Here is a 26,888-nt window from a genome sequence, read left to right as displayed (position 1 = left end):
AGGGTTTTTCCTGACTCTCGCAAAAATAATCCGATCACACAAATGACAATGCTTACATTCAATCACAAATTCACATACGATATATAATATATATCTCTATTATTACAAGCTAGGACTCTATACACAATTTATAAAATTTTGTTAAAAAAACCAAAAATAACTTTGATAACCATGATGAGTGCTGATTACGCTGATTTAGCGGAGATATAAACGGAGATTAAATCAGCCCTAACCATGCTTTATAGACAGGACTACTACCGATGCTGATGAAACGCAAATACGATGATAAATTGTGTTGACGATAAAGCTGACAGGTCTTTGTACCGCTTTATATGACCATCGTTCCTGGGGTTGGTTTAAAGCCCCTATTTTTTTCTTTCGGGAGATGATAGCCTGGTCCGAAAACAAAGCGCCCTGTAGAAAGTCAGCTTGACAGACCTTTCTACAGGGCGCTTTGTTTTATTTTAATGCTACCGCATTGATCTACGCTTCCATCTCCGCTAATCAGCGAAATCAGCACTCATCATGACTATCACAGTTACAATTTTGTATCGGTCATCGCTATCTGCCATGCGGTATAAAACACCAGCTGTGCTCTTCTCGCCAGCAGATCGTAATTAATTTTTTCCACGGTATCCGTAGGCTGGTGATAATCGGCATGGGTACCGTTGAAATAAAAGATCACCGGAATACCATGACGGGCAAAGTTGTAGTGGTCTGAACGGTAGTAGAACTGATGCGGATCATTGGGATCATTGAATTTATAATCCAGCTGAAACCGGGTGAAAGTATTGTTGACGTTCTCACTTAAAGGTCTCAATACCTTACTGATCTTATCATCGCCGATGAGGTAGATATAATTGGTATCCTGTTCATGCTCCGGATCAATACGGCCAATCATGTCAATATTCAGGTCCACCACAGTTTTTGCCAGCGGATAAATAGGATTGGAAGTATAATAGTCCGAACCCAGCAACCCTTTTTCTTCGCCGGAAACTGTCATGAATACAATGCTTCTGCGTGGCCGGTAGCCTTCGCGGGCAGCCTTACCAAAAGCTTTCGCCATTTCGATCACGGCGGTAGTGCCCGATCCGTCATCATCTGCGCCATAATGGATTTTACCGTCTACAATACCGAGGTGGTCGTAATGTGCGGTAATAAATACAATCTCATCTTTTTTGTCTGTTCCTTCCAGATAGCCCAATACATTGGATGGCCGCAGTGTCAGGTCCTTTTTCTTAAAACGGATTTGCAGCGGTTGAGCAGATTGTACCGGCAGTAAACCCTTTTCTGCCTGCGCACTGTCACGATTCATGATAGCTGCGGCTGTTGCCGGTGTGATATAATATACACCGGGCCTGTTACTGGTATCACGGTTTTTATAGATGTCTGTTTTACGGAGATACTCCTGGTCCAGCAACCGGAACCGGTTAGCACTTTTACTTACGACCAGTAAAGCGCTGGCGCCGCGGAAAGCGGCAATCGCGGCTTTTTCAGCGGGATTGGCCTTTTCACGGGCTACGCCGGCAGGCACGCCTTCCCGCACCATCACGATTTTACCTTTTATATCGAGACCTTTGTAATCATTACGGTCCGGTGTAACGATGCCGTAGCCGGCATACACAACGTCTGCTTCGATAGCAGCATCCGGTGTTTCCATTACATTGGCGTAGAAATCGGTACCAAAATGAAAAGTACGGTCTCCGGTGGTGAGGGTGCCTGTTTCCAGGCTATCGCGGTACAGGGGATAATGTTGTTCCCAGGTACCATTGGCGCCGGGTTGCAGTCCTGCTGCCTTAAACTGTGATAAGATATAAGCGGCAGCCCGTTCCTGGCCACGGGTACCGGTTTCCCGTCCTTCCATCTCTGCTCCGGCAACAACGGCCAGCTGTGCTTTGGCGGAGGCGGGTGTAATAGTGGCGCCATACCGCTGGGCGGCGGCTTTGTTGGCAATAGGTGATAGTTTCCCTTGTGCACATGCGGTGGTCAGCGAAAAGAAACATACTGCTGTAACAAGCAATCTCATGAACTACGTTTTGGTGAAGCCGGGTACCGGCCTATAAAAAAAGAGCCGGACTTACATCCGGCTCTTTAAGTTACAAATAATATACGCAGGTATCGGCCATCCTTTGTGGGGAGTGGTCAAAAACCATTACAGGCAGGCCATTTTGCTGACACGGTTCTGGTGGCGGCCACCTTCAAACGGCGTATCAATGAAGATATCCACCATTTGATTAGCTACTGCAACATCTACGAAACGGGCAGGGATACACAATACGTTGGCATTGTTATGAGAGCGGGCCAGTCTGGACAGCTCTTCACCCCAGCAGATAGCGGCGCGGATGCCCTGGTGTTTGTTGGCCGTAATGGCTACGCCGTTAGCGCTGCCACAGATCAGGATACCAAAAGCAGCCTGACCTCTTTCCACCGCTGTAGATACCGGATGTGCGTAATCCGGGTAGTCTACCGAATCTTTGGAATGTGTACCAAAATCTTTTATGGTCAACCCTTTTGCTTCCAGGTAGGAAATAACTTCTTCCTTGTATTCAAATCCGGCGTGATCGGACCCGATAGCTACAGGTAAAGTAGTGTCAAAGGTAGTATGTTGTTGCATAGCGTTACTGTTTACGGTTAATAGGTATCCACTGTATTAAGACCATTCCTGTACTTCATTTTTTTCTTTACGCTCTACCGCTTCTCTGTCACGGAGGGCTTTTTTCGATATAAAGATACTGATTTCGTAAAGACAGTATAACGGCGTGAATACAATCAGCTGGTCTACCAGGTCGGGAGGCGTGATAATAGCCGCCAGGATCAGGATTACCACGATAGCATGCCTTCTGTAGGAACGCAGGAAGTCAGGTGTGAGGATACCCAGCTTAGTCAGGAAAAACACCAGTATCGGTAATTCAAACAATAACCCCATACCCAATACGATCTGGGTCATCAGGTCAAAATAATCATCGATAAAAAACTGGTTGACTGCTTTCTCCGTAACGGTATAGGAAGCCAGGAAGTTGATGGTGAAAGGCGCCATCAGGAAGTAGGCAAAACAGATGCCCAGGAAAAACTGGAAAGATACCCAGAAAATAGCGCCCCTGGCTCCTTTCAGCTCTTTCTCCTTGAGCGCAGGTTTTACAAAACGCCAGAACTCCCAGAAAATATAAGGGAAGGCGCAAATAAAGCCAATGATAAAAGCCAGCTTAAATTGGAGCATGATCTGGCCTACCATCTTGTAGTTGAGGAAGGTCACCTTCACCGGGGTAATACAAAGACTGTCGCCCAGGCCCACCAGATGGCCCAGCTTACACAAGGCGATATAGGAGGGGAAATTTGCATTGGTAGGTCCGAATATCACGTTATCCAGGATTTCCTGGGTGTATACAAAGCCGAAAATACTAAACGCCACTAAAGCCAATGCAGATCTTACGAGGTGCCAGCGGAGGTCTTCGAGGTGGTCAAAAAAAGACATCTCTGCCTTGTCCTCATTATTGGAAAAAAATTTCTTTAACATGTTACGCTCGATCGAAGTTGAATGTTTCTTCTAGGATCACAAATATAGCGGATGGAGACTAGAATTTACAGCGCAGCGGAGATAAAGTCTGTCGTTTTAATAGTCTTTTAAGACAAACGGAGATATAACGGGATGAAGTAAAGCAAGATAGAGAGAGATGAGGTAGGGACAAAAAAAGAGCCAGCCCGAGAAGAATCAAGAGCCGGCCTTTCATCCATTGTTTGTTAACCCCAAAAAAGTTGAATTCGAGAATGTCTTTTGCTTCCAGTTCAGCTACTTACCTAATTGATGGCAAGCGTTCAGAATAAGTAAGAATCACTGGTCGCTTTTATTTTGTAATACAAAAATAACAAGAATTATTTTATTATCAATGTTGGAACACTTTTTTTACAACCTTTTAACAAAAATCAAATCATTGTGTTACATCATCTATAGCAAATGTATACAATCCGTGTTAAATTCCTACTACTTTTTTTGAAAACGTTTTAGCAAAATTGTTATTATACCGTTAATACAGACATTACAAAAAAAATTATATCATATAAACATCGTATACCAATGGTGAAAAAACGGTTTTTTATCCCAGTATTTTCATCTTCACCATCTCGATACGTGTATCTGTAACATTCAGTATATCAAACTCATAGTCCCCGATAATGATCCGTTCCTTGATCTTTGGAATGGTTTCATGATGGTTGATGATATAACCGGATAATGTTTCACTTTCATCTTCCGGAAAATCGAGACTATATTTTTCATTTAAGTAATCTAGCTCCAATCTGCCTGAAAAAATGTACTCTTTTTCAGCGATCTGTTTTTCTACGAACTCTTCTTCATCATGTTCGTCTTTGATCTCTCCGAAAATTTCTTCCAGTACATCTTCGATAGTGACAATACCGGCAGTACCGCCAAACTCATCCACCACCCAGGCAATACTTTTACGTTCCTTGTTAAACTTGCTCAGCAGATCAATGGCGCTCATTGTCTCCGGTACAGCGAGTATCGGGTGAATGATGCTTTCAATGTTCTGTGGATTTTTGAACATATCCAGCTGATGGATATATCCGAGAATATTATCGATGGTAGCATCATAGATAATGATCTTGGACAACTTGGTTTCCATAAATTTTTTCCGGGCATCGATAATCGGGCTTTTGATATCGAGCGCTTCTATTTCCTTACGCGGTATCAGGCAACCGCGAATTTTTACGTGTGCCAGTGACAGGGCGTTTTCAAACAGTTCGGTATTCAGTTCCTGGTTTTCGCCTACATGTTGTTGCGATTGCCGGATAAAATGCTCTACATCTACCCGGGTAAAGGATTCACGGCTTTCCAGGATACGAACGTTGAAAAGGTATTTCAGCATCCATTCGGAAATAGACACCAGCACGTTACCAATTACATACAGTGGTTTAGCCACGATAGAAATAGGCAATGCAAAAAAGCTCAGCAATGCTTCCGGACGGGAGCGGAAAATAGCCCGCGGGATGAAAAAGCCCAGAAACAGCATCGCCAGGGATGCCAACAGAATTTCCAGGAAAATCACCAGGGGCATAGGCACATTGTCCGGTGTGGCGGTACTGGCTTCCCATACAGGCTGGAAAAAGCCCGCCAGCAGGATGCTGTAGATTACCACGGTAATCGTCAGCCCTACCAGGCTGGTAGCCAGAAAACGGCTGGGGTGTTCGGTAAACCCGGCCAATATTTTACCGGTAGCTCTTCCCTGCTTTCTTTTCAGCTCAATGCTCAGTTTATTCACATTGGCAAAAGCAGCTTCAATGCCTGCAAAAAAGCCTGCCAGCAGTAAGAGAGAAACGAGAATTATGATTGTGTATCCGTCCATCTTAACAAAAATAATGAATTAGGTACACCAACGATCACCCTGCTATTTTATATTTAAAAAATCCTGTACCAGGTTTTTTACTTCTTCGTATGCCCGTTCCAGTTCGTCGTTGACAACAATCTTATCAAACTCATGCGCAAAGGAAAGTTCATACTGCGCCTTAGCGAGGCGTTCATCCAGCGATGCCTGTGTTTCTGTGCCCCGGCTACTGAGACGGGTGCGCAGCGCATCAATGGAAGGTGGTTGAATAAAGATCGTCAGGGCTTTATCGTGGTAATGGTCTTTAATAGAGAGGGCGCCTTTTACATCGATGTCTACCATGGGAATCTGTGTATTGTTCCAGATACGTTCCAGTTCACTTTTCAGGGTGCCATAGTATTTACCGGCATACACCATTTCATATTCCGCGAAAGCATTTTCTTCGATTTTGGTGTGGAACTCCTCGGTGGTCATGAAATAATAATCTTTTCCATTCACCTCACCTTCGCGGGCAGTGCGGGTGGCGGCAGATATGGAGAAGGCCAGTACAGGCATGCTGGCCAGCAATTTCTTTACGATAGTGGTTTTACCCGCTCCGGAGGGGGCGGTAATAATGATGATCTTTTTTTCCATTATGTTATTCAAAAAACGAAAATTGGCGGTTTGCATTCAAATGCAAAACCCAAAATCCGGCAAAAGGGTGCCTGGAATTTGGGCTTTGAGGTAATATAAACCGTTTTGTCTATACGCGTTTGATGTCGGCGCCCAGGTTCCTCAACCGTTCGTCGATATACTGGTAGCCGCGGTCAATCTGGTCGATGTTCTGGATGGTGCTTTTGCCTTCTGCGCTGAGGGCAGCAATCAGCAACGACACACCCGCACGGATATCCGGGGAAGACATGGTGATACCACGCAGCGGATGCTGGCGGCCCAGGCCTATTACAACGGCACGGTGCGGATCACACAACACAATCTGCGCACCCATGTCAATGAGCTTATCCACAAAGAACAAACGGCTCTCAAACATTTTCTGGTGGATCATCACACTGCCTTTGGCCTGTGTAGCCACTACCAGCACAATACTGAGCAGGTCGGGCGTAAAACCGGGCCAGGGATGGTCCGAAATGGTCAATATAGAACCATCCAGGAATGTTTGTATTTCATACGATTCCTGGGAAGGAATATAAATATCGTTGCCTCTTATTTCCAGCTGAATACCGAGGGAGCGGAACTTGTCGGGGATGATACCCAGGCTTTCCACGCCGGCATTTTTGATGGTCAGCTCACTCTGTGTCATGGCAGCCAGGCCAATAAAGGACCCGATCTCGATCATGTCCGGCAGCATGGTATGCTGACAACCACCCAGGCTGGTAACCCCTTCAATGGTGAGCAGGTTGGAACCTACACCGCTGATACGGGCACCCATGCTGTTGAGCATTTTGCAAAGCTGCTGCAGATAAGGCTCGCAGGCAGCATTGTAGATCGTGGTAGTGCCCTGTGCCAGTACGGCAGCCATCACGATGTTGGCGGTACCGGTCACACTGGGCTCATCCAGCAGCATATAGGTGCCTTTCAGCCCACCGGGGGCTTCAAGGCGGAAATAGTTATCGTCAGATTCGTAGTTAAAACGGGCACCCAGCTTTTCAAAGCCGATAATGTGCGTATCCAGGCGGCGGCGACCAATTTTGTCGCCTCCCGGTTTAGGGATCAGCGCTTTACCGAACCTTGCCAGCAGCGGACCGGCGATCATCACAGAACCACGGAGCCGGCCGGATTTCTTCTTAAAATCGGCGCTCTGCAGGTAGGCCTGATCAATATCATCTGCCTGAAACTCGCACTTGTCGCGGGTAATGCGGTTTATTTTTACACCGGCATCTCCCAGTAACTCTATCAACAGGTTGACATCTACTATATCGGGAATGTTGTGAATGGTGACCTTCTCGGGAGTCAGCATCACGGCACTGATGATTTGTAAAGCTTCGTTTTTGGCACCCTGGGGTATAATTTCCCCTTTCAGACGGTTGCCACCTCTTACTTCGAAAGCACTGCTCACTTGTTCCTGTTTTTGTTGTATTTGTTATTGTGCTTGTTATTGTTTTTACCTCCGTTGTTGTTTTTGAACTGTTTGTTCTGCTGGAAGTTCTTATTACGTTTGTTGGAACGGAAATGATCTCCGCCGCCGGTATTGCCGCCAGGGCTAAAGGATACCGGTTGGGAAGCAGCGCTGGTATTGCCCGTCTGGTAATCCAGTGCTCCATTGGTGATAGACAGCAACTCGGCCTTGATGGCGTCGTCGTGCACACTTTCTTTATGCCAGTTGGAGTAGGCCAGTTTCATATAATTGCCTACGGTTTGGGTAAACCCTTCTTTTTTCTCCTGATTCTCCTCGTGCAGGGCTTTATCGATCACCATCTCCAGGTTTTTACCAAAGTGACGGTTACGCGGATATTTTTTGGGATAAGGCAAACGGTCCGGTTTTGCCCTCAACGCTTCCTGCGTTGGTACCGGATATGGTGATTCCACATTCAGGTTAAAGCCGGATATATTGAACAGATGGTCCCATAATTTATGCCTGAAGTCTTCCACATTTCTCAGATGCGGATTAAGCGTACCCATTAATTCTATCACGGCCATTGCATTGCGCTGGCGATCCTCATCGTCTTCTATGGTTACCAGGAATTCCACCATTTTCTGGATATTCCTGCCATATTCCTTCATTATCAGGTAATTACGCGTGGTATTATATTCCATTATATGTATTTAAAAGTATTATTGATGTAGGAACATCTTAAAGTGAAGATAGTAAAGTGACAACATCCCTGCAAAAATAACAAAAAAATACAAGGAACATTTAACCCGCCTGCATTGTTAATGACCGAAAACGGTGTTATGGAACTTCTAAAAGACAAGGTGGCACTGGTTACCGGAGGTAGCTCCGGTATTGGTCGCAGTGTGGCGGAACTATACGCCCGTAACGGCGCCAGCGTGATAGTCAGTGATATTGACGAAAAAGGCGGACTGGCAGTCGTGGAAGAGATAAAACGGGCCGGCGGCAAAGCGGCTTTTGTGAAGACTGATGTAAGCAAGGCTTCGGACAACGAACAACTGGTAGCTGCCACCATCAAAGAGTTTGGCAAACTGGACATTGCCTGCAACAATGCAGGCATTGGCGGTGAAGCCGCCCCTACCGGCGCTTACAAACTCACGGAATGGGAAAAAGTAATTGGTATTAATCTCAACGGTGTGTTTTACGGTATGCGTTACCAGCTGCCCGTCATGGAGAAAGCCGGTGGCGGCGTGATCGTCAACATGGCTTCTATCCTCGGTACGGTAGGCTTTGCCGGTTCCTGCGCCTATGTAGCCGCCAAACACGCGGTAGTAGGCCTTACCCAGACAGCCGCCATGGAATATTCAGCCAAAGGTATCCGTGTAAATGCCGTAGGCCCCGGATTCATTGAAACACCTTTATTAACCAAACATCTGAGCCAGCAGGAGATGCAGGCATTAGTAGGTTTACATCCCATAGGCCGGTTGGGCAAGCCGGAGGAGGTAGCAGAGCTCGTATTATGGCTAAGCGCTCCGCTCTCTTCCTTCGTAACCGGCGGTTATTACCCGGTAGACGGGGCATACCTGGCCAGATGATTTTCTGATTTTCGCATTTTGAGATTTTGATATTTAGTTATTTGATTGGCACTTTTTTGTTTTTAAAAGGATTTTCTTTTAAATAGCAATAGCTAAATAACTAAATATCAAAATTTCAAAATGATAAAACTCCCGCTCCTATTGCTGCACGGCTCCCTGGGTTCAGGGGAACAGTTCAAAACGCTGGCAGCCCAACTGGAACCCTACTACGATATCCACACCCTCAACTTCAGCGGTCACGGTGGTAAGCCGTTTTCCCCCAATGGTTTTAATATACAGGTATTTGCGGCTGAGGTACTGGAATACCTTGAACAGCGGCAGCTCGACTTTATACACGTCTTCGGCTACAGCATGGGTGGCTATGTAGCCATGTACCTGGCCCGGCACTATCCCGAAAAAATTGGCCGCGTGATGACGCTGGGCACCAAATTCAACTGGAACGAAGCCACCGCAGGCAAAGAGATCAAACAGCTGAACCCTGCGCTGATGTCGGAAAAAGTACCCGGTTTCACTAAACTGCTGGCAGAAAGACATAACCCCAATGACTGGCAGGAGGTAGTTTCCCGTACCGCGCAGCTGATTGAAGACCTGGGGCACCAGTCCCTGCTGAAAGCACAGGACTATGCACAGGTGGCTTCCCCTTGTATGTTGTTGCTGGGAGACCGCGACGGAATGGTTTCTTTCACCGAAACCATCGAGGTGTATAAAACATTGCCGGAAGCGCAACTCACCGTATTGCCGGACACGGCGCATCCGCTGGAAAAGGCGGACATGCCGCTACTGGCCTATTTCATCAAAAAATTCACTACGCAGAAAATAGACTGATCGTTATTCACGCATCGCCAGTTTACCCCAGTTGTTTAACGCTTCATCGGTCCACAACTCCGGGAAAAATACAATCCGTTTGTTTTTCGGAGGCAGGAACTGTTGCCAGTTCGTGCCGCCCGTAGCGGCAATATCTTCCGGACTTTTATGCAGGTATCTGACGGCTGACTTATAATGCACCAGGGGCCACCGTACGTTGATATTGAGGTCATACTCCTTCAGCAGGGGGATCACAACGGCTTTATCCGCCTCCGGCAGCAGCCGGTAGGCTGCCTGAATATTTCCATATTCATAACGGGTAGCCAGTTCCAGGAAAGAGGCCATATATTTTTTCTCAAACTGTTGCAGGGTAAGGGTTTTCTTGCCGGTAGCCAGTTCAGTGGCGCCGCTTCTCCAATAAATATTATCCAGTATTGTTTTCAGGTCACTGTTTTCCAGCGCGGAGCGCTGGGGTTCATACACCAGGTTCAGCAAACGGGTAGAACAGATCTCTATCATCCTGAACTGACCGCTCTGGAAGCCGCTGGCTGGCAGCAGGGCCATTCTGAACCGGAGGAACTGTTCTTTATCCATCCCGTCCACCATGATATCGAAAGAGTGGATCAGGTTATGCATGTAGCTGTTGATCCGCTTCAGCTGCGTGGTAAACACAACAGCAGTCCGTTCCGGCGTCAGGCAGATCTGTTCGATAGCCTGTAACGTCAGTTTAAAATACAATTCCGTTATCTGGTGATAAATGATGAAGATGTTTTCATCCGGAATCGGCGTGCGCGGATGCTGCAGATTCAGCAGCACATCCAGTTGGATATAGTCCCAGTACGTCAGATAGTCCGCGTATAGCAGCCCGTCCAGATAGGAAGACAGGTTCTGCCCCATAGCGGCATATTTTTCTTCCAGCCGTTTTATTTTATCGGCGATGTCTGTTGTAACCATGACGGAATTTAAGCATTCCGGCTGAAAAAGCGATGACAGCGCTTTTCGGGCCGTCGGGCCTTATTCCACCACATTAATGGTACGGTAAAAGCTTTCTTCGAGAGAGATCAGGGTTTCGGTTCTTTCGATGCCTTTTATTTTCTGTAATTCATCGTGGAGGATACGGCGTAACTGGGTAATATCTTTACAGATGATTTCTGCGAACATGCTGTAGCTGCCGGTGGTATAATTAAGGCGCACCATTTCCGGGATTTTACGCAGTTCTTTGGCCACAGTATCATACATGGAACTTTTTTCGAGATAGATACCGATAAAAGCGATTACATCGTAGCCAATCATTTTCAAATCTACATGTAATTTAGTACCTTTAACTATACCCAGTTCTTGCAATTTCTTCATTCTCACGTGGATAGTGCCGCCGGAAACGAACAGTTTCTTCCCCAGATCGGCGTAGGAGATCTCAGCATTATTCATCATCTCGCTGATAATCTGCAAATCGAGTTTGTCAATATTCAAATTGTGGCTCATTTTTACAACTTGTTTTGGAATGTTTTAAAGTTATATGCAAATATTTAAAAAATATCGAAAATTCAAAAATTTTTCTTAAAAAATTTGCAAGAAATCACTCGTGTCGTTAGATTTGCATTATAATCGTTATCAAAATAGCCACTGAAAAGAAAGCGTTGGTAATGATAATAAAAATTGTGGGATGATGAAACTGGCAGACATGCCCCCTTGTCTCGGGGGTGGGGAGTCCGGGATAAACGTAGCATAACTGGGTTGACCACTAATCTTAATTGTGCTATGGCTAACTGCCCCGTGGAGGTTCGACTCCTCCTCCTACAGCCAAATTGGTTTAAAGAGCTCGTGGGTCCTTGACCCATGGGCTTTTTTTATTGGGGGATTTTTTGATTTACGGATTTTTTGATTTTGGGGATTTGGATCGGAGCGAAGGGGACCTTTGTTGTATTTCCGTCCTATCCTCCCAAATTTAAAAATCAAAAAATTTGTAAATCCAATCCAAAGGCCCCCTTCGCTCCGATCAAAATCCCCGAAATACGTAAATCAAAAAATTCCAAAATCCGTAAATCCAATATTCGTGGTATTTTTGCGCCAAATGGGACAGAAAAAACTACAACGCTTCGCTGAAATTGAGACCTTCCCCAACGTATTGATATACCCGGAAGGCATGCAGGGAAAATGGCACGAATACTTTAAGAACAACCATCCGGTTACGCTGGAACTGGCCTGTGGTAAAGGAGATTATACCCTGGGAATGGGCCGCCTGTTCAAAGAACAGAACTTTATCGGGGTAGACCTGAAGGGCAACCGTATCTGGAGAGGCGCTAAAACCGCCCTGGACGAATCCCTGGACAATGTAGCTTTCCTCCGGACACAGATCGAAAAACTGGACAACTACTTTGCGCCCGGAGAAATCAAGGATATCTGGATTACCTTCCCGGACCCGTTTCTCCGTAAATCCAAAGCCCGCAAAAGGCTTACCCACCCGCGTTTCCTGCAGCTGTATCAGCCCTTGCTGGCCCCCGGCGCCACTATCAACCTGAAAACAGATTCACCGGAATTATATGCTTTCACACAGGAGGTAATTGCCGCCGCCGGCCTCATCCTCCTGGAGGATATCCCGGATGTATACGCCTTACCGGAAGTACCGCCCTTGTTGAAAATACAGACCTACTACGAAGGCATGCACCTGGCAGATGGCCGCACCATCCGTTACCTGAAATTCCAGCTGCCCGCCACTCCCTTGAACTGGCGCAGCATAAAACTGCCTTCCGATGAAGCAACCGTTGGTGGAGAAGATTGATTTCTATTATAACGCGGAAGGCTATATGGTTTTTACCGAAAAGTATCACCTGGACCGGGGCTACTGCTGTGGCAACGGCTGTAAACATTGTCCATTTGCATATGAAAAAGTACCCGAACCCAAAAAGTCCTTCCTCCTCGAAAAACGCCGCAACGAAGAAAAAGACGGAGGATCCTAAACCCGTCTCTTTCTTCGATGTGGTGTATAAAATAGCCCGTAAAATTCCTAAAGGGCGGGTTACCACCTACGGCGCCATCGCAGAAGCGGCCGATATTAAACTAACACCCCGCATGGTAGGCTGGGCCATGAATGGCGCCGGCAACGCCAAACCAGCAGTACCGGCACACCGGGTGGTGAACCGGAACGGAGAATTGAGCGGCCGCCAGTTCTTTGCCACCCCCACCCTGATGCAGGAACTGCTGGAACAGGAAGGAGTAACCGTAAAAAATGACAAAGTCAGCGATTTTAAAACCGTATTTTGGAGTCCTGGCAAGCCGAAAGCCACTACTGCCACAAAAACTGTCAAAAAGAAAATCTGAGCGTTTTTATGTCGATACTCAAATTAAAACTGGACCAGGAGCAGTTGGTAGAGGATTTCTTTGAAAATACCCACCTGATCGGTATCGCCTCTACCGCCCGCGATTACCAGCTCTGCTGGCAAATTAACCGGCAACTGCATACCAACTTCCGGGTCAACAACCTGCTGGAAATCACGCTCTCCAAGAAAAACAGGTCCTTTCATTTCACCGTCATGGAATTTCATGAACCAACGAACTCGGTTGCACACTATTTCTATAACAACCACTGTCAGGCCGAATACCTGCTGCCAGAGCTGAAAAACATCCAATTCCTGTGGATGATCAAGGGCGATTACTACCAGGCTGACGATATCAAAAAATTATTGGAGCAATTACGCCTTGTACCGCTTGTACAATTAGTATCTTTACTGGACACGAGAGAAATAAAAAATAAAATGAACCTCATTTTCTAAAATAGGAAGACGATCAGCCTGAACATTATATTTTTGACCAGTACCCTAGTGAATTGCCGCATTTTCACCTTTAAACACTCGCTGTATGTGGGAAGAAAAAGACAATCAACTGCACCGGGCCTTTACCTTTAAAGATTTCCGGGAAGCATTCGGGTTTATGACCCGGGTGGCACTGGTCGCAGAAAAAATGGACCACCATCCCTACTGGACCAATGTCTACAATAAGGTAGACATCTACCTCAGTACACACGACGCAGGCAATGTGGTGACGGAAAAAGACAAGACGCTGGCAAAAGCGATTGATCAATTATTATAATCAAATCCATACACCATTTGTGAAGCGCATTATTATTTTAATGCTGTTGTTGTACTGTTACACCGCAGGAACCTTTGCCTACAACCCCGCTCCGGACACCCTGACAGCAAAAGATGGTTTTGCTGCCTCGGCGCTGGACCTGCGTCCCTACATGAACAGCCTCTCCGACCCAAAAGGCCATCTGACTATCCAACAGGTGGTACACCTGCCTTTTACCACTACCCCTCAACTTTTTCACGACTATAAAAAAAATAACGGTCAGGGAAACAACTGCTGGTTCCGGCTACAAATAAAAAACAACGGAAAAGATACCCTCCAGGCAATTCTCTTTGCCGGCTGGCACGACTTTATGTACTGGTACGAAAAACCGCCCGGAGATACCGCCACCCTGCTGATGCAGACCGGCCTCATGTACGACAAGGGAGGCGTTGAAAGATGGGACCACTATGGTTTTAACGTGAGCGTTCCTCCCCATGAACACCGTACTTTCTACCTGCACGTCATTAATAAATCATACAACGAAAACCCACTGATGCCGGCTCTTTTCAGCGAACAGGCTTTCGCCAGGTTTCACAACCGGGAGCAGGACAGCTATCGCAAGGAGGCCGTGGTGATCCAGGTGCTGCTGGGCATGCTGCTCGTTTTTTTCAGCATTTCCATTATCAGTTACATCCAATTACCCGACCGGTCCTATATCTACTTCGCCATTTATATCCTCGGACTGATTCTCTTTTTCGCGCTGCGGCTGGAGAGTAAGCCCTACCAGCTGTCTTTTTTCCATCGCTGGCCCATGTTGAAATACTACTGGGATATTCCGGGGCTGCTGTTCTGTTTTTACCTGATGTACCTGCTGTTTGGCAATACCTTCCTGAACCTGAAAGAACGGTATCCCTTTATGGAACAGGTATTCACCTGGGTATCCACCATCGTGGGCGGTCTGATCATCGTATGTATTTATTGCATTATGATGGAACAGTATCATCTGCCGGTGATCATCTACAGTTATGTTTATTTCTGTACGCTGGTACCATTGCTGGTGGTATTTGTAGCGCTGGCCAAACGTTCCCGGCATCATCCGCTGGTGCGGTTTTTCCTGTATGGGTCCGTATGCCTGTACCTCGCCTGCCTCGGCTCTTTTCTCATGCATATACGGCCGTTAGGCTTGCTGAGCGCCCTGGGGGAACTGGCAGCACCCAGTATGCTGCTGATTGGCGGCGTATTGTTGCAGGCTATGTTTTTCCTGGCCGGTCTTAGTTACCGTAATAAATTAGTACACCTGGAACGAACCCGCACACAGGAACTGCTGATCAAACAGCTGAATAAAAACAAGGAGTTGCAACACAAACTCAATGAGCAACTGGAAGAACTGGTGAAAGAGCAGACCACAGAAATATTGCGGAAAAAACAAGAGCTGGAAGAGCAGCGGAAAATACAACTGGAGACCGAATACGACAAAAAACTAACCGAGATAGAACTCAAGGCCATCCGGGCACAGATCAATCCCCACTTTATTTTCAACTGTCTGAATTCTATCCAGCTGTTTGTGATGCAGCGGGATTATGAATATGCCCAAAAATACCTGTCGGACTTTTCTTACCTGATCCGCAAAACGCTGGATTTCTCGCGGCGCAACTTTATTTCGCTGGCCGATGAGATCACCTATCTCAATACCTACCTGGGTTTGGAAAAGATGCGGTTTGAAAACAGGATGGAGTACGAAATTGTTGTAGATCCGGAGATCGCCACCGCCGAGCTGGAGATCCCTGCCATGTTGCTGCAGCCTTATGTAGAGAATGCGGTTAAACATGGGATGACCAATCCGCAGCAGCCTATTGGTCAGCTTTCCATCCGATTTACGCAGGTGGCCGCCGATATGCTGGAATGTGTGATTGCCGACAATGGTATTGGGATAGCGCGATCGCGCTCCCTGCGTACGCTGCCCAAACATCACCAGTCCTCCGGTATGGAGATTAGCCAGAACAGGGCCGAACTGTTGAATAAGATGTATAACACGGAGATTCATATAGAGATCATCGACCTTTCAGCCCGGGATGAAGCGGATAGCGGTACTGTTGTAAAGATCCTGATACCGCAATTATAATATATACGTAAACGTTAGCGCAATCATTTGTCATGATAAAAGCAGTGATCATCGATGATGAACGAAACAGCCGGGATATTATCGTCCTGATGCTGGAAAAATATTGCCCCGAAGTAACGGTCGCAGCTACGGCTTCCGACTGCGCCGAGGGTATTGCACAGATCAGGGAGCATCAGCCCGAACTGGTTTTCCTGGACCTTGAAATGCCGGATGGCACTGGCTTTGACGTATTGCTGGGTACCCGGGGCGATGTTTCTTTCGAAGCGGTGTTTGTCACTGCTTTTGAAAAGAAGTTCCTGCATGTGATTCGTTGTAGTGAAGTAGAGCTGATCCTCAAACCGATTGATAAGGAGAGCCTGTTGCAGGCGGTATCGCTGGTGAAAGAGCGGATTATCGGTAATAGCAGCAAAGAGCGTTATCAGGTATTGCTGGAGAACTTCCACAATTTGCAGCATGCTTCCTGGAAGCTGCTGGTACAGGATACTAACGGTGACTCCCAAACGATATTCCTCCCTGCCGTAGAATGCCTGGAGTCGCGGCAGGACAACTGTCTGTTCCGGTTGGATTCCGGTGCGGAGATTCAGGCGGAGCGGCCTTTCCGGTATTATGCCGATCTGTTCTCCTCTTTACAGTTTTACCAGGTGAACAATATGCAGATGATACAGCTGCCAAATATCAGTCAGATAGATGCCAATCATGGTAAGATAGTATTGAAAAGCGGCCTGGTAGTGGAGATTACAGAACGGCGGCGTAAGGATCTGCTCGCCCGTTTGCAGCGGTAGCAGGGTATCGCGCGGAAAGTGTATCTATAAACGCCGGTATATCCGGCGTTTGCCCCTTCTATATTACTCAACTTCAATATTTTAGGTAACCTCTTTGCATTTCCTTCAAATAAATCTCCTTTTTTTAACGGGCTAAGCAACCCCTACCCTGTTTTTTTCCTTTTTGATGTTTTTGCGCGGAGAATACGTAACAATAATTTAACAAAAAAATTTGGTCGTATTGGTTTTGGTTGTACTTTTGACTCGTCAAACAAAAAAGTCAGACAGTCAGACTTAAGAAATTTGACGAACGATCTATGGCAGAATTAGACCAGAAGCGAACACTTATTCTTGAGGCCGCTTTAAAGCGCTTTAAAAGGTTCGGGCTGTCTAAAACTACCATGGAAGAGATCGCCAGGGATCTGGATATCTCAAAAGGGTCTTTGTATTATTATTTTTCAGATAAGGAATCCATTTACGTAGCGGTAGTAGAGCGGATGATAGCGGACTGTTTCATTGATATGTCGGCTTTTGTGGAAACGGCTGCTTCTACCGATGCGATTATTAACCGGTATCTGGAATTGAAGGAAACCATGCTGATAGAGTATCATTTTCTGTTTGGGATTAACCAATGGATAAAAGATATGCCATCGAGCCTGATGCGGCAAACGATCGAGTTACTGCAGACAGTGGAAATTTCCTTCCTTTCCGCCACTATCAGAAAAGGGATTAGCTTGGGAGAGCTGAATGAAAACATTGACGCTGATGAAACAGCGCAGTTGTTGATCAACGTATTATTCGGTTTATGGGTGATATGGTGCAAATGGCAGGCCACCGGCTTTGATCCACGGGATCGTGAGGGTTTACATTGTTTCATGGACCGTGAAAAAAAGGTATTGGATATTTTCTTTAATGGATTAAGATATAGACCAGCAATCAACCAAGCTAGGCTTTAATGTATGTAGAAGAATCAAAGACACACGAGAACAGTTTTAATGTATATTTAAATTTTACGAAAGATGAAAAAGTTGATTGTAATGGCCGCAGTAGTACTGTTCGGCACACAAGTAGCTAAGGCACAGTTATCAAAAGGCGATGTTATCCTGGGTGGCAATGTTAATGTAAAAACCACTTCCGCGAAAGTAAAAGACACTGACAACAAAACCACCAATACTTCTTTTGGTGTTAGCCCTAAAGTAGGTTACGCGCTGAATTCCAACTGGGTAATTGGTGTTTTCGCTGAAACTCAGTTTGGCAACAAAAAAGTTACTACCGCAACCGGTGATGTAAAAACTAAAACCCTGGATATCACTCCTGGCGTATTCGTTCGCAACTACCACATGATTGGCCAGAGCAAATTTGCATTCTTTGCTGAAGCAAATGCCGGCTACGGTTTCGGTAACACTAAAGTAGAAGGCGACAAAACTGAAAGCTACACTGGCTTCAACGTAAACGTACTGCCTGGTATCACTTACTTCGTGACTAAACACTTCATGATTGAAGGTGCTTTCGGTGGCCTGGGTTACACTTATGCTCAGCACAAAGCTGAAGGAACCGGTGTTAAAACCAACGTTAGCGACTTTGACTTCAACTTTACTAAACAGTTGAACCTGGGTGTGAACTTCATTTTCTAATCACCTGTATAGATTGATGTTTTACATAAGAAAGTCAAAAGGTTAGATAGATTGGATAATCCCGCTGCAGCCCTGCTGTAGCGGGATTTTTGTTTGTAGCTGTTTTTATTTTTGCCTGATACATATCTGATAAAAAAAGCCCCGCGAGTATATCGCGGGGCTTTTTTGTTATGAGTTGGATTCCTGATTATCCGTTCATAGAGATCAGGAATTCTTCGTTGTTTTTGGTACCACGCATATGCTGCAGCATGAAGTGCATGGATTCGTCGGTATTCATATCTGCCAGGTGATTGCGCAGGATGTGGATACGTTTGAGTGCATCCTTGTCCAGCAGCAGATCGTCGCGGCGGGTAGAAGACGCAGATACGTCGATCGCCGGGAAGATACGTTTGTTGGCCAGTTTGCGATCCAGCGCCAGTTCCATGTTACCGGTACCTTTAAATTCTTCGAAGATCACCTCATCCATTTTGGAACCTGTATCAATCAGGGCAGTGGCCAGGATGGTGAGGGAACCGCCGTGTTCAATTTTACGGGCAGCACCAAAGAATTGTTTAGGTTTCTGCATGGCATTAGCTTCCACACCACCGCTCAGTACCTTGCCGGAGGCCGGTGCTACGGTATTGTGGGCTCTTGCCAGACGGGTAATGGAGTCGAGCAGGATTACTACATCGTGGCCGCATTCTACCAGTCGCTTTGCTTTCTGCAGTGCAATAGCAGACACTTTCACGTGTTTTTCAGCAGGTTCATCGAAAGTAGATGCAATTACTTCCGCTTTCACGCTACGTTCCATATCGGTCACCTCTTCCGGACGTTCATCGATCAGTACCACCATCAGATAAATTTCGGGGTGGTTGGTAGCGATGGCGTTGGCTACTTCTTTCAGCAACATGGTTTTACCCACCTTCGGCTGCGCCACGATAAGGCCGCGCTGTCCTTTACCGATAGGGGTAAACATATCCATGATACGGGTGGAGTAGTTATTGGAAGTGGTGGTGAGCCTCAGTTTTTCGAAGGGGAACAGCGGTGTCAGGTAATCGAAAGGTACGCGGTCACGTACTTCTTCCGGTGACTTACCGTTGATCGTTTCCACTTTCAGCAGTGCAAAATATTTCTCTCCTTCTTTCGGCGGGCGAACGGAACCGTTCACGGTATCGCCGGTTTTCAGTCCAAACAATTTGATCTGGGAAGGAGATACATAAATATCATCAGGGGAGCTGAGGTAGTTGTAATCAGAAGAGCGGAGGAAACCGTAACCATCGGGCATCATTTCCAGTACGCCTTCACTGAGGATTACACCATCAAACTCTATATTAAAAGCGGCGTCCTTTTTAGGATAGCGCTGCTGTTTCTGTGCGGCAGGAACAACCGGGTCCAAACCTTCCGGCATTACAAAATCGTCATCATCATCTTCTTCCTCTGCGGCTTCCGGGGCTGGTGCCGGCGCTACTTCTTCCTCTTCTTCTACTTCATCTTCCGTGAAAGCAGGGATAATGATATCATCATCATCATCAAAAGTGAGGGAAGGAATGCTGTCCAGATCTATATCAAAGTCTTTTATTTTAGATTTAGGCGCCGGAGCGGGAGCAGGCTCTGCTTCTACTTCTTTGCTTTTGCTTCCGGAAACTTTTTTGGTAGATTTTTTTGCGGCTGGTTTTTCTTCCGCTACAGGTTCTTCAGTCTCTTGATGCGCTTCGTCTTTCTTTACAGGTTTGCGTTTGCGTGCTTTTTTCTCTTCTCCGTTGGACTGGTTATCTTCTGAGGCCATCACTGCTTGTTTGTCCAGAATTTTGTAGATCAGGTCCTGTTTGTTCAGTTTTTTTGCGTTGGGAACATCAAGCTTCTCTGCAATGTCAAGCAGCTCAGGAACGAGCATGTCGTTCAATTGTAAGATGTCGTACATCATCTGTGTTGTCAAATTTTAGAAGTGTTGTGAGGCGGGTACCACTGCATACCAACATACACCAATTACAAATAATTGTTTTGTGTCAAGAAATTTAATTAGATTATTAAATTTGATAGGGAATGATTGAGTTTAGGAACTGCTGATGAAGGTGTGAAAATGAACTTAATCAGTCAGATTATACCGCAAGATTAAAACAAGTTTTATTATTATCCAAAAAAATTTCAGCCCAAATGCCCCATAGTCACCGTTGTAACGCTGTTTTCACCTCCCTGTTCCGGCTATAAATGCGCGAGGGCGCGGTCCTTAAAACAGCCCCTATTCATATATCCTTTTTTATATTATATCCATTTTTAACATTTCTTTTGCATCCGGGCAGGAGTAATTATCTTGTAGAATCGGCATAATCACCCCTATGGACTATGGCCGGGAAAACTTATTTTTGCAATCCAAAATTTAATTTTTTATGAGCCAAAGACAGAAAGTCAAACAAATCCTGTCAGACGACAGGACGCATTATGAAGCAACAGTAAAAGGTTGGGTGCGGTCTTTCCGTAACAATCAGTTTATAGCTTTAAACGACGGCTCTACCAATAATAATTTACAGATCGTTATTGATACTGAAAATATAGATGCTGCCCTGCTGAAAAGAATCACCACCGGTGCAGCCATCAGCGCTACCGGCGAAGTTATTCCTTCACTGGGTAAAGGTCAGCGTGTAGAACTGAAAGCCGTAACGCTGGATATTCTGGGCGACTGCGATCCGGAAAAATATCCGCTGCAGCTGAAAAACAAGCCCAGCCTGGAATACCTGCGGGAGATCGCTCACCTTCGTTTCCGTACCAACACCTTCGGCGCCGTATTCAGAATCCGTCACTCGCTTGCTTTTGCGGTGCACAAGTTCTTCAACGAACGAGGTTTTGTATACCTGCACACCCCCATCATCACTGCTTCTGACGCCGAAGGCGCCGGCGAGATGTTCCGGGTAACCACGCTGGACATGCAAAACCCGCCCCGTACCGAAGGCGGCGAAATTGACTACAAGGAAGATTTCTTCGGAAAATCTACCAACCTTACCGTATCCGGTCAGCTGGAAGGCGAACTGGGAGCGATGGCCTTTGGTGAAATTTACACCTTCGGTCCAACCTTCCGTGCAGAAAACTCCAACACAGCCCGCCACCTGGCGGAGTTCTGGATGATCGAACCGGAAATGGCCTTCTATGAACTGGAAGATAACATGGACCTCGCTGAAGCATTTATCAAATCGCTCATCAGCCACATCCTGGAACATAACCGCGAAGACCTGGATTTCCTCGCCACCCGCCTGGTAGAAGAAGAAAAACAAAAGCCACAGCAGGAACGCAGTGAAATGGGCCTGATCGAAAAACTGGAGTTTGTGTTGCACAACGAGTTTGTACGCATCACCTATACCGAAGCGATCGATATCCTGAAAGACAGCAAACCCAATAAGAACAAGAAGTTCCAATACCTCATCGAAGGATGGGGCGCTGACCTTCAGAGCGAACATGAACGTTATCTGGTAGAAAAACATTTCAAAAAACCGGTGATCCTGACGGACTATCCGAAAGAGATCAAGTCCTTCTACATGAAGCTGAACGCCGACAACAAAACCGTACGTGCCATGGACATCCTGTTCCCCGGCATCGGTGAAATGGTAGGCGGTTCCCAACGGGAAGAGGACTACGAAAAACTGGTGGCACGTATGCAGGAAATGCATGTACCGGTAGAGGAGCTGTCCTGGTACCTCGATACCCGCCGCTTTGGTACCGCACCGCATTCCGGCTTCGGTCTTGGTTTTGAACGGATGATGCTGTTCGTAACAGGTATGACCAACATCAGAGACGTGATACCATTCCCGAGAACACCAAAGAGCGCCGAATTCTAACGGTGGCGGTCATATTTCGCTAGATTGTCTGAAGCGGATGTTTGACAAGATTGTGATTTGATTTTAATCACTTTTATCTACCTTCGGGCAATTCTCTTTTTAGATATTTATGGAACCCGTGCAGGCCTTGCCTGTACGGGTTTTTTCTTTTTGTTTATGGAAAGCAGGTAACATCGCATCTCTTGTACAGAAAGCGCTTTCAACCAATTTCGTACATCCCAAACCGTTACTTATGGCTGACATAAACAATAGCACCCCGCAAGGCCGGTCCGGCAGTAAAAATATCCGCTGCAATAAAAAATCAACCCGCGTAGATATGACGCCCATGGTGGATCTCGGCTTTCTGCTGATTACTTTTTTTATGCTTACCACTACCCTCGCGCAGCCCAAAACCATGCAGCTGCTGATGCCCCGCAACGATGGGCCGGCGATGCCATTATCCGACAAAAAAGCGTTGACCGTTATCCTCGGCCCGGATGGCCGCATCGCATGGTATGAAGGCATGGGTGATGATCCGGCAGCGCCGCCAATGGTCAACTATACCAGCTTCGCCAATCATAACGGCATCCGCGATATTATCATCCGCAAAAAGGCAGCAGTATACCAGCACACTAAAAAGAATGATCTGATGGTGCTGATCAAAGCTGATAAACAGGCCCGTTATGAAAACGTGGTAGATATCATGGATGAGATGCTGATTAACCAGGTGGACCGCTACGCCATTATGGATATCAGCAGCCGGGAAGAAGGCTATTTTCAATAATGGATTCCGTACCTTTACTGCTCCAAAACAATATACAATATGGCAATAACCCATTCCATCCCCTCTGTAGACCTGGCGGATTTTACCTCCGGTGACGCCAGCCGGAAAGCTGCCTTTGTGCAGCAACTGGGAAAAGCTTATGAAGAAGTTGGTTTTGTGGCAGTAAAGAATCATGGCATTCCTGACGAGCTGATTGCCGACCTTTACAAATACGTACAAGAGTTCTTCAAGCTGCCCTTTGAAACCAAGCATACATACGAAATCCCTGAACTGGCGGGCCAGCGCGGGTATACTTCTTTCGGCAAAGAACATGCGAAAGGGTATGAAGCCCCTGACCTGAAGGAGTTTTTCCAGTTTGGACAAACTGTGGAAGACAACGATCCGATTGGGGAAGAATATCCGCCGAATGTACAGGTAGCAGAAGTACCCGCGTTTACGCCTACTTTTTTTAAGGCTTATCGTGGTTTTGAAACTTCCGGTAAATACCTGCTGCAGGCGATTGCCCTGTTCCTGGGACTGGAAGAAAACTACTTCGACGATAAAATCCACAATGGTAACTCCATCCTGAGAGCCATCCACTACCCTCCGATTACACAGGAGCCTAAATCGGCCATCAGGGCAGAGCAACATGAGGACATCAACCTGATTACCCTGCTGGTGGGCGCTTCCGCCGACGGGTTGCAGATCCTGGATAAACAAAATAACTGGGTTCCGGTAACTTCCCTGCCTGAGCAGATAGTGGTAAACGTAGGCGATATGCTGCAACGTTTAACCAACAACCGGTTAAAATCCACCACTCACCGGGTAGTAAATCCTCCCCGCGAAATGTGGAATACTTCCCGTTACTCCATTCCCTTCTTCCTGCATCCTAAATCCGCGATGAGACTGGATTGCCTGGAAAGCTGCGTTACCGCAGAAAATCCGCTGGCATACGAGCCAATCAGCGCCGGAGAATACCTCGATGAGCGCCTGCGCGAAATTGGGTTAAAAAAATAACCGTCTTGTTTCATACAAGTCCCGGCAGGGCTTACCTACCGGGACTTTTCATTTATCCTGCGCAGGGGCAGGCACTGGTTATTTAAAGCATGGTTATTCGTTTTCAAGGTTTTTCCGATATGGTCACACTTTTAGTCCGGGCATTCTCGTGCCGGTGGGAGTAAGCTCACAGTACAAACTATTACAACGGATAAAAGGCCATATTCGATTACGTAGCCACCCATATTACAAGTATTGTGCCTTTATTATATTACAGATTAGTATTATTAGCAACACTGTTGTATTTTGTCGGATTATTTTTACTAACTTATTGAATCCTTCGAGCGGAATTCACTTTATCAATCACTGTGTTTCTACGTCATATACCTTTTTTGAAAGCGGTGCTATTACATAGCATAACTGCCTACGGGGGCCCTCAGGGGCACCTGGCGATGATGATGAAAACATTCGTATACCAGCGAAAAGATGTTACCGAGCAGGAACTGATGGAATATAATGCCTTTTGCCAGCTGCTCCCGGGCGCATCTTCTTCCCAAACCCTTACCCTTATTGGTTATAAACGTGGCGGCGTTATGCTCGCCATTCTTACCCTGCTCATCTGGATTACACCTGCCTGCCTGTTGATGGGATCGCTCAGTTTCCTGCTACAATATTTCGATAAGCGGGCGCTGCAGACAGATATTTTTAAATACGTACAGCCGATGGCGGTAGGTTTCCTTGCTTTTGGCAGTATCAAGGCTTTCCGGATCAGTATTAACAACCTGGCCACCTTCCTGATTATGATTGTGGCGATGTTTGCCGCCTTTTACCTGAAATCGCCCTGGACTTTCCCGGCACTGATCATACTGGGGGGAATCGTATCCAATTTTAGTAACAAACGTATCCCCGACATCCAGGACAAACCCAAAAAGATTCAATGGGGCAATATCTGGTTGTTTGTGCTCATCTTTATCCTGGCCGGCTTTCTCTCGGAATATGCGCGTTCCCATGAGTGGATCACCCGCCGTCCGTTTAACCTGTTTGAGAACTTTTACCGTTTCGGCAGCCTGGTCTTCGGTGGCGGCGATATCCTGATCGCCATGATGCTGGAGCAGTACGTTACCCGCGCCAAATCGAACTATATGAGCGCGGAAGAGCTGCTCACCGGCGCCGGTATTATGCGTGCCCTTCCCGGCCCCACCTTCTCCATTTCCGCCTATGTGGGCGGTATGGCTATGCGCAACCTGGGAATGGGTTACCAGTTTCTCGGCTGTGTACTCGCTCCCATCGCCATTTTCCTGCCCAGCTTATTACTGGTGCTGTTCTTTTTCCCCATTTGGCATAACCTGAAAAAATACGTGATCATTTACCGGGCATTGGAGGGGATTAACTCAGTAGTAGTAGGCATCATGTGGGCAGCCACCCTGATCCTGTTTTTTGCCATCCCTATCAACTGGTACAATCTGCTGATTATGTTCTCCACACTGGCGCTGCTGCTGTTTAGCCGCCTGCCGTCGCCCTTCATTGTATTGGCTTGCCTGCTCATGGGCTGGCTGTTATAATTTAGATATTATATTCCTTTATCTTATTGTACAACGTGGTAAGACCAATATCCAACAGCTCCGCAGCCTTGGTTTTATTGCCTTTTACATGGGCCAGCACCCGGATAATATGGCTTCGTTCCATATCGGCCAGCCGCAGGGAAGATGAAGCATTATCCGTACCCTGCTGAAAATCGAAAGGCAGGGATGACACATCCAGTATGTCCGTATCCGTGAGGATGGCTGCCCGTTCCAGTACGTTGCGCAGTTCCCGGATATTTCCTTTCCAGCTATGCTGCTGCAATGCCTGCAGGAAAGCCGGACTCATACCGGTCAACCGTTTATTCAGCTTTGGGGAAAACTGCTGTATAAACCAATCTGCCAGCAGGGGTATATCTTTTTTGCGGTCGTTGAGAGAAGGTAAGGATATCTGGAAGACAGACAGGCGGTAAAACAGGTCTTCCCGGAAATGACCGGCCGCAATTTCCTGCTCCAGGTGACGGTTAGTGGCCGCAATGACCCGTACATCTGTTTTTACCGGCTTGGCCTCCCCTACTTTATAAAACTCCTGTGCCTCCAGTACCCGCAGCAATTTAGCCTGCAGTTCTACCGGCATCTCCCCGATTTCGTCGAGGAAAATAGTGCCTCCGCGTGCTTCCTCAAAAAAGCCTTTTTTGTCTTTCACCGCACCGGTAAAAGCCCCGGCGACATGGCCAAACAGTTCACTTTCCAGGATGTCTTTACCGATGGCGCTGCAGTTAACCGCTACAAACGGCTGCTGGCGCCGGCCGCTGCCCTCATGAATAGCATGGGCAAACACCTCCTTGCCGGAGCCGGTTTCACCCAGCAACAGCACGGTCATGTCCGCAGGCGCCACCTTGCGGGCCAACTCTTTGGCAGTATTGATTTCAGGGGAATTACCCAGGATGTTGTCGAAGTTATATTTACCGGCAATTTTCTTTTCCAGGTCCCGGATGCGGAACTGTAACCGGGCCTTGTCCATCGCTTTGCTCACCAGTGGCAGGATACGATTGTTATCATCACCCTTGGTGATATAATCAAAAGCACCGTTTTTAATGGCCTGTACGCCGTCAGCGATATTGCCGTAGGCGGTCAATACAATGGTTTCCACCTGGGGGAAACGGCTGCGGATCGTTTGCACGAGCTCTACCCCGTTACCATCCGGCAACTTCACATCCGATAACACCACGCTGATCTCTTCTTTTTCCAGGATTTTCATCGCGGAGCGGACATTCCCTGCTTCGTGCATCGTATATCCTTCCAGGCCCAGCAACCGGCTCAGGAGTTTCCGCAGCTGGTCTTCATCATCGATAATTAGTATATGCCCCTTCAAAGTATGTTGTTATTTGGTTATTTGGATATTTTGCCGTTCTCACAGAAAGACACAACAAAGTAACTAAATAACCCAATAGCTAAAT

General features: G+C 46.7%; 26 protein-coding genes. 15 read left to right on the top strand and 11 right to left on the bottom strand.

Features of this window, described 5'->3' with window-relative positions; genetic code table 11:
• Nucleotides 1–538 precede the first annotated feature (538 nt).
• The 7 genes from ICL07_RS25305 to ICL07_RS25275 form a co-directional block, all read right to left on the bottom strand.
• Nucleotides 539–2,026 carry a M28 family peptidase gene (locus ICL07_RS25305; RefSeq protein ID WP_188090855.1) on the bottom strand — a complete coding sequence of 496 codons (1,488 nt, stop codon included), beginning with the start codon at nucleotides 2,024–2,026 and terminating at the stop codon, nucleotides 539–541.
• Nucleotides 2,027–2,152: 126 nt separating this feature from the next.
• A complete protein-coding gene (rpiB, locus tag ICL07_RS25300; protein ID WP_188090854.1) occupies nucleotides 2,153–2,614 on the bottom strand; it encodes a ribose 5-phosphate isomerase B in 462 nt (153 codons plus the stop codon).
• Nucleotides 2,615–2,650: 36 nt separating this feature from the next.
• A complete protein-coding gene (gene tatC, locus ICL07_RS25295; protein WP_188090853.1) occupies nucleotides 2,651–3,514 on the bottom strand; it encodes a twin-arginine translocase subunit TatC in 864 nt (287 codons plus the stop codon).
• 577 nt (nucleotides 3,515–4,091) lie between these two features.
• Nucleotides 4,092–5,357 (bottom strand): hemolysin family protein, encoded by a 1,266-nt coding sequence (locus tag ICL07_RS25290; protein WP_188090852.1) that lies wholly within the window; start codon nucleotides 5,355–5,357, stop codon nucleotides 4,092–4,094.
• 42 nt (nucleotides 5,358–5,399) lie between these two features.
• The gene (gmk, locus tag ICL07_RS25285) at nucleotides 5,400–5,969 is read right to left on the bottom strand and encodes a guanylate kinase (protein WP_188090851.1); all 570 of its coding nucleotides are present in this window, start codon (nucleotides 5,967–5,969) and stop codon (nucleotides 5,400–5,402) included.
• Nucleotides 5,970–6,078: 109 nt separating this feature from the next.
• The gene (murA, locus tag ICL07_RS25280) at nucleotides 6,079–7,389 is read right to left on the bottom strand and encodes a UDP-N-acetylglucosamine 1-carboxyvinyltransferase (protein WP_188090850.1); all 1,311 of its coding nucleotides are present in this window, start codon (nucleotides 7,387–7,389) and stop codon (nucleotides 6,079–6,081) included.
• Nucleotides 7,386–8,087: a DUF4290 domain-containing protein gene (locus ICL07_RS25275; protein ID WP_188090849.1), complete on the bottom strand. Its 702-nt coding sequence runs from the start codon at nucleotides 8,085–8,087 to the stop codon at nucleotides 7,386–7,388. The genes murA and ICL07_RS25275 overlap by 4 nt, the downstream gene beginning before the upstream one ends.
• Nucleotides 8,088–8,225: 138 nt before the next feature.
• Between ICL07_RS25275 and ICL07_RS25270 the strand changes: the two genes are divergently transcribed.
• Both ICL07_RS25270 and ICL07_RS25265 read left to right on the top strand, forming a co-directional pair.
• Nucleotides 8,226–8,978, top strand: coding sequence for an SDR family NAD(P)-dependent oxidoreductase (locus ICL07_RS25270; RefSeq protein WP_188090848.1), 753 nt, complete (start codon nucleotides 8,226–8,228; stop codon nucleotides 8,976–8,978).
• A 120-nt stretch (nucleotides 8,979–9,098) separates the two neighbouring features.
• Nucleotides 9,099–9,803, top strand: coding sequence for an alpha/beta fold hydrolase (locus ICL07_RS25265; RefSeq protein WP_188090847.1), 705 nt, complete (start codon nucleotides 9,099–9,101; stop codon nucleotides 9,801–9,803).
• 3 nt (nucleotides 9,804–9,806) lie between these two features.
• Here ICL07_RS25265 and ICL07_RS25260 read toward each other — a convergent pair whose 3' ends face one another.
• Both ICL07_RS25260 and ICL07_RS25255 read right to left on the bottom strand, forming a co-directional pair.
• A complete protein-coding gene (locus tag ICL07_RS25260; RefSeq protein WP_188090846.1) occupies nucleotides 9,807–10,736 on the bottom strand; it encodes a tryptophan 2,3-dioxygenase family protein in 930 nt (309 codons plus the stop codon).
• 60 nt (nucleotides 10,737–10,796) lie between these two features.
• Nucleotides 10,797–11,264 (bottom strand): Lrp/AsnC ligand binding domain-containing protein, encoded by a 468-nt coding sequence (locus ICL07_RS25255; RefSeq protein ID WP_029465139.1) that lies wholly within the window; start codon nucleotides 11,262–11,264, stop codon nucleotides 10,797–10,799.
• Between the two features lie 589 nt (nucleotides 11,265–11,853).
• Between ICL07_RS25255 and trmB the strand changes: the two genes are divergently transcribed.
• From trmB to ICL07_RS25210, 9 genes are all read left to right on the top strand, one after another.
• Nucleotides 11,854–12,561 (top strand): tRNA (guanosine(46)-N7)-methyltransferase TrmB, encoded by a 708-nt coding sequence (gene trmB, locus ICL07_RS25250; protein ID WP_188090845.1) that lies wholly within the window; start codon nucleotides 11,854–11,856, stop codon nucleotides 12,559–12,561.
• Nucleotides 12,533–12,739 (top strand): DUF5522 domain-containing protein, encoded by a 207-nt coding sequence (locus ICL07_RS32750; protein WP_188090844.1) that lies wholly within the window; start codon nucleotides 12,533–12,535, stop codon nucleotides 12,737–12,739. The genes trmB and ICL07_RS32750 overlap by 29 nt, the downstream gene beginning before the upstream one ends.
• Entirely contained in the window at nucleotides 12,663–13,100 is a 438-nt protein-coding gene (locus ICL07_RS25240; RefSeq protein WP_188090843.1) for an MGMT family protein, read from the top strand. The genes ICL07_RS32750 and ICL07_RS25240 overlap by 77 nt, the downstream gene beginning before the upstream one ends.
• A gap of 8 nt (nucleotides 13,101–13,108) precedes the next feature.
• Nucleotides 13,109–13,552 (top strand): IPExxxVDY family protein, encoded by a 444-nt coding sequence (locus ICL07_RS25235; protein ID WP_188090842.1) that lies wholly within the window; start codon nucleotides 13,109–13,111, stop codon nucleotides 13,550–13,552.
• Between the two features lie 85 nt (nucleotides 13,553–13,637).
• Nucleotides 13,638–13,868: a 4a-hydroxytetrahydrobiopterin dehydratase gene (locus ICL07_RS25230; RefSeq protein WP_188090841.1), complete on the top strand. Its 231-nt coding sequence runs from the start codon at nucleotides 13,638–13,640 to the stop codon at nucleotides 13,866–13,868.
• 19 nt (nucleotides 13,869–13,887) lie between these two features.
• A complete protein-coding gene (locus ICL07_RS25225) occupies nucleotides 13,888–15,969 on the top strand; it encodes a histidine kinase (protein ID WP_188090840.1) in 2,082 nt (693 codons plus the stop codon).
• Between the two features lie 32 nt (nucleotides 15,970–16,001).
• Nucleotides 16,002–16,751, top strand: coding sequence for a LytR/AlgR family response regulator transcription factor (locus tag ICL07_RS25220; RefSeq protein WP_188090839.1), 750 nt, complete (start codon nucleotides 16,002–16,004; stop codon nucleotides 16,749–16,751).
• A gap of 296 nt (nucleotides 16,752–17,047) precedes the next feature.
• Nucleotides 17,048–17,686 carry a TetR/AcrR family transcriptional regulator gene (locus ICL07_RS25215; protein WP_188090838.1) on the top strand — a complete coding sequence of 213 codons (639 nt, stop codon included), beginning with the start codon at nucleotides 17,048–17,050 and terminating at the stop codon, nucleotides 17,684–17,686.
• Between the two features lie 63 nt (nucleotides 17,687–17,749).
• Nucleotides 17,750–18,364, top strand: a complete 615-nt coding sequence (locus ICL07_RS25210; protein WP_188090837.1) for an outer membrane beta-barrel protein — start codon at nucleotides 17,750–17,752, stop codon at nucleotides 18,362–18,364.
• A gap of 187 nt (nucleotides 18,365–18,551) precedes the next feature.
• Here the strand turns inward: ICL07_RS25210 and rho are convergent, their stop codons facing one another.
• Nucleotides 18,552–20,264: a transcription termination factor Rho gene (gene rho / locus ICL07_RS25205; protein WP_188091181.1), complete on the bottom strand. Its 1,713-nt coding sequence runs from the start codon at nucleotides 20,262–20,264 to the stop codon at nucleotides 18,552–18,554.
• A 466-nt stretch (nucleotides 20,265–20,730) separates the two neighbouring features.
• On the opposite strand from rho, the gene asnS reads away from it, so the two are divergent.
• From asnS to chrA, 4 genes are all read left to right on the top strand, one after another.
• Nucleotides 20,731–22,170 (top strand): asparagine--tRNA ligase, encoded by a 1,440-nt coding sequence (asnS, locus tag ICL07_RS25200; protein WP_188090836.1) that lies wholly within the window; start codon nucleotides 20,731–20,733, stop codon nucleotides 22,168–22,170.
• 232 nt (nucleotides 22,171–22,402) lie between these two features.
• Entirely contained in the window at nucleotides 22,403–22,933 is a 531-nt protein-coding gene (locus tag ICL07_RS25195) for an ExbD/TolR family protein (RefSeq protein ID WP_188090835.1), read from the top strand.
• A gap of 39 nt (nucleotides 22,934–22,972) precedes the next feature.
• Nucleotides 22,973–23,929 (top strand): isopenicillin N synthase family dioxygenase, encoded by a 957-nt coding sequence (locus ICL07_RS25190; protein ID WP_188090834.1) that lies wholly within the window; start codon nucleotides 22,973–22,975, stop codon nucleotides 23,927–23,929.
• A 380-nt stretch (nucleotides 23,930–24,309) separates the two neighbouring features.
• On the top strand, nucleotides 24,310–25,470 hold the full coding sequence (gene chrA / locus ICL07_RS25185; RefSeq protein ID WP_343071126.1) for a chromate efflux transporter: 1,161 nt from the start codon (nucleotides 24,310–24,312) through the stop codon (nucleotides 25,468–25,470).
• A 1-nt stretch (nucleotide 25,471) separates the two neighbouring features.
• Here chrA and ICL07_RS25180 read toward each other — a convergent pair whose 3' ends face one another.
• Nucleotides 25,472–26,803: a sigma-54-dependent transcriptional regulator gene (locus tag ICL07_RS25180; RefSeq protein ID WP_188090832.1), complete on the bottom strand. Its 1,332-nt coding sequence runs from the start codon at nucleotides 26,801–26,803 to the stop codon at nucleotides 25,472–25,474.
• Nucleotides 26,804–26,888 lie beyond the last annotated feature (85 nt).

Origin of the sequence: Chitinophaga qingshengii, from assembly GCF_014529935.1 — a bacterium.
Lineage (GTDB): Bacteria > Bacteroidota > Bacteroidia > Chitinophagales > Chitinophagaceae > Chitinophaga > Chitinophaga qingshengii.
The sequence above is the reverse complement of the archived record's forward strand: the minus strand, read 5'-3'. Positions and strand labels throughout refer to the sequence as shown.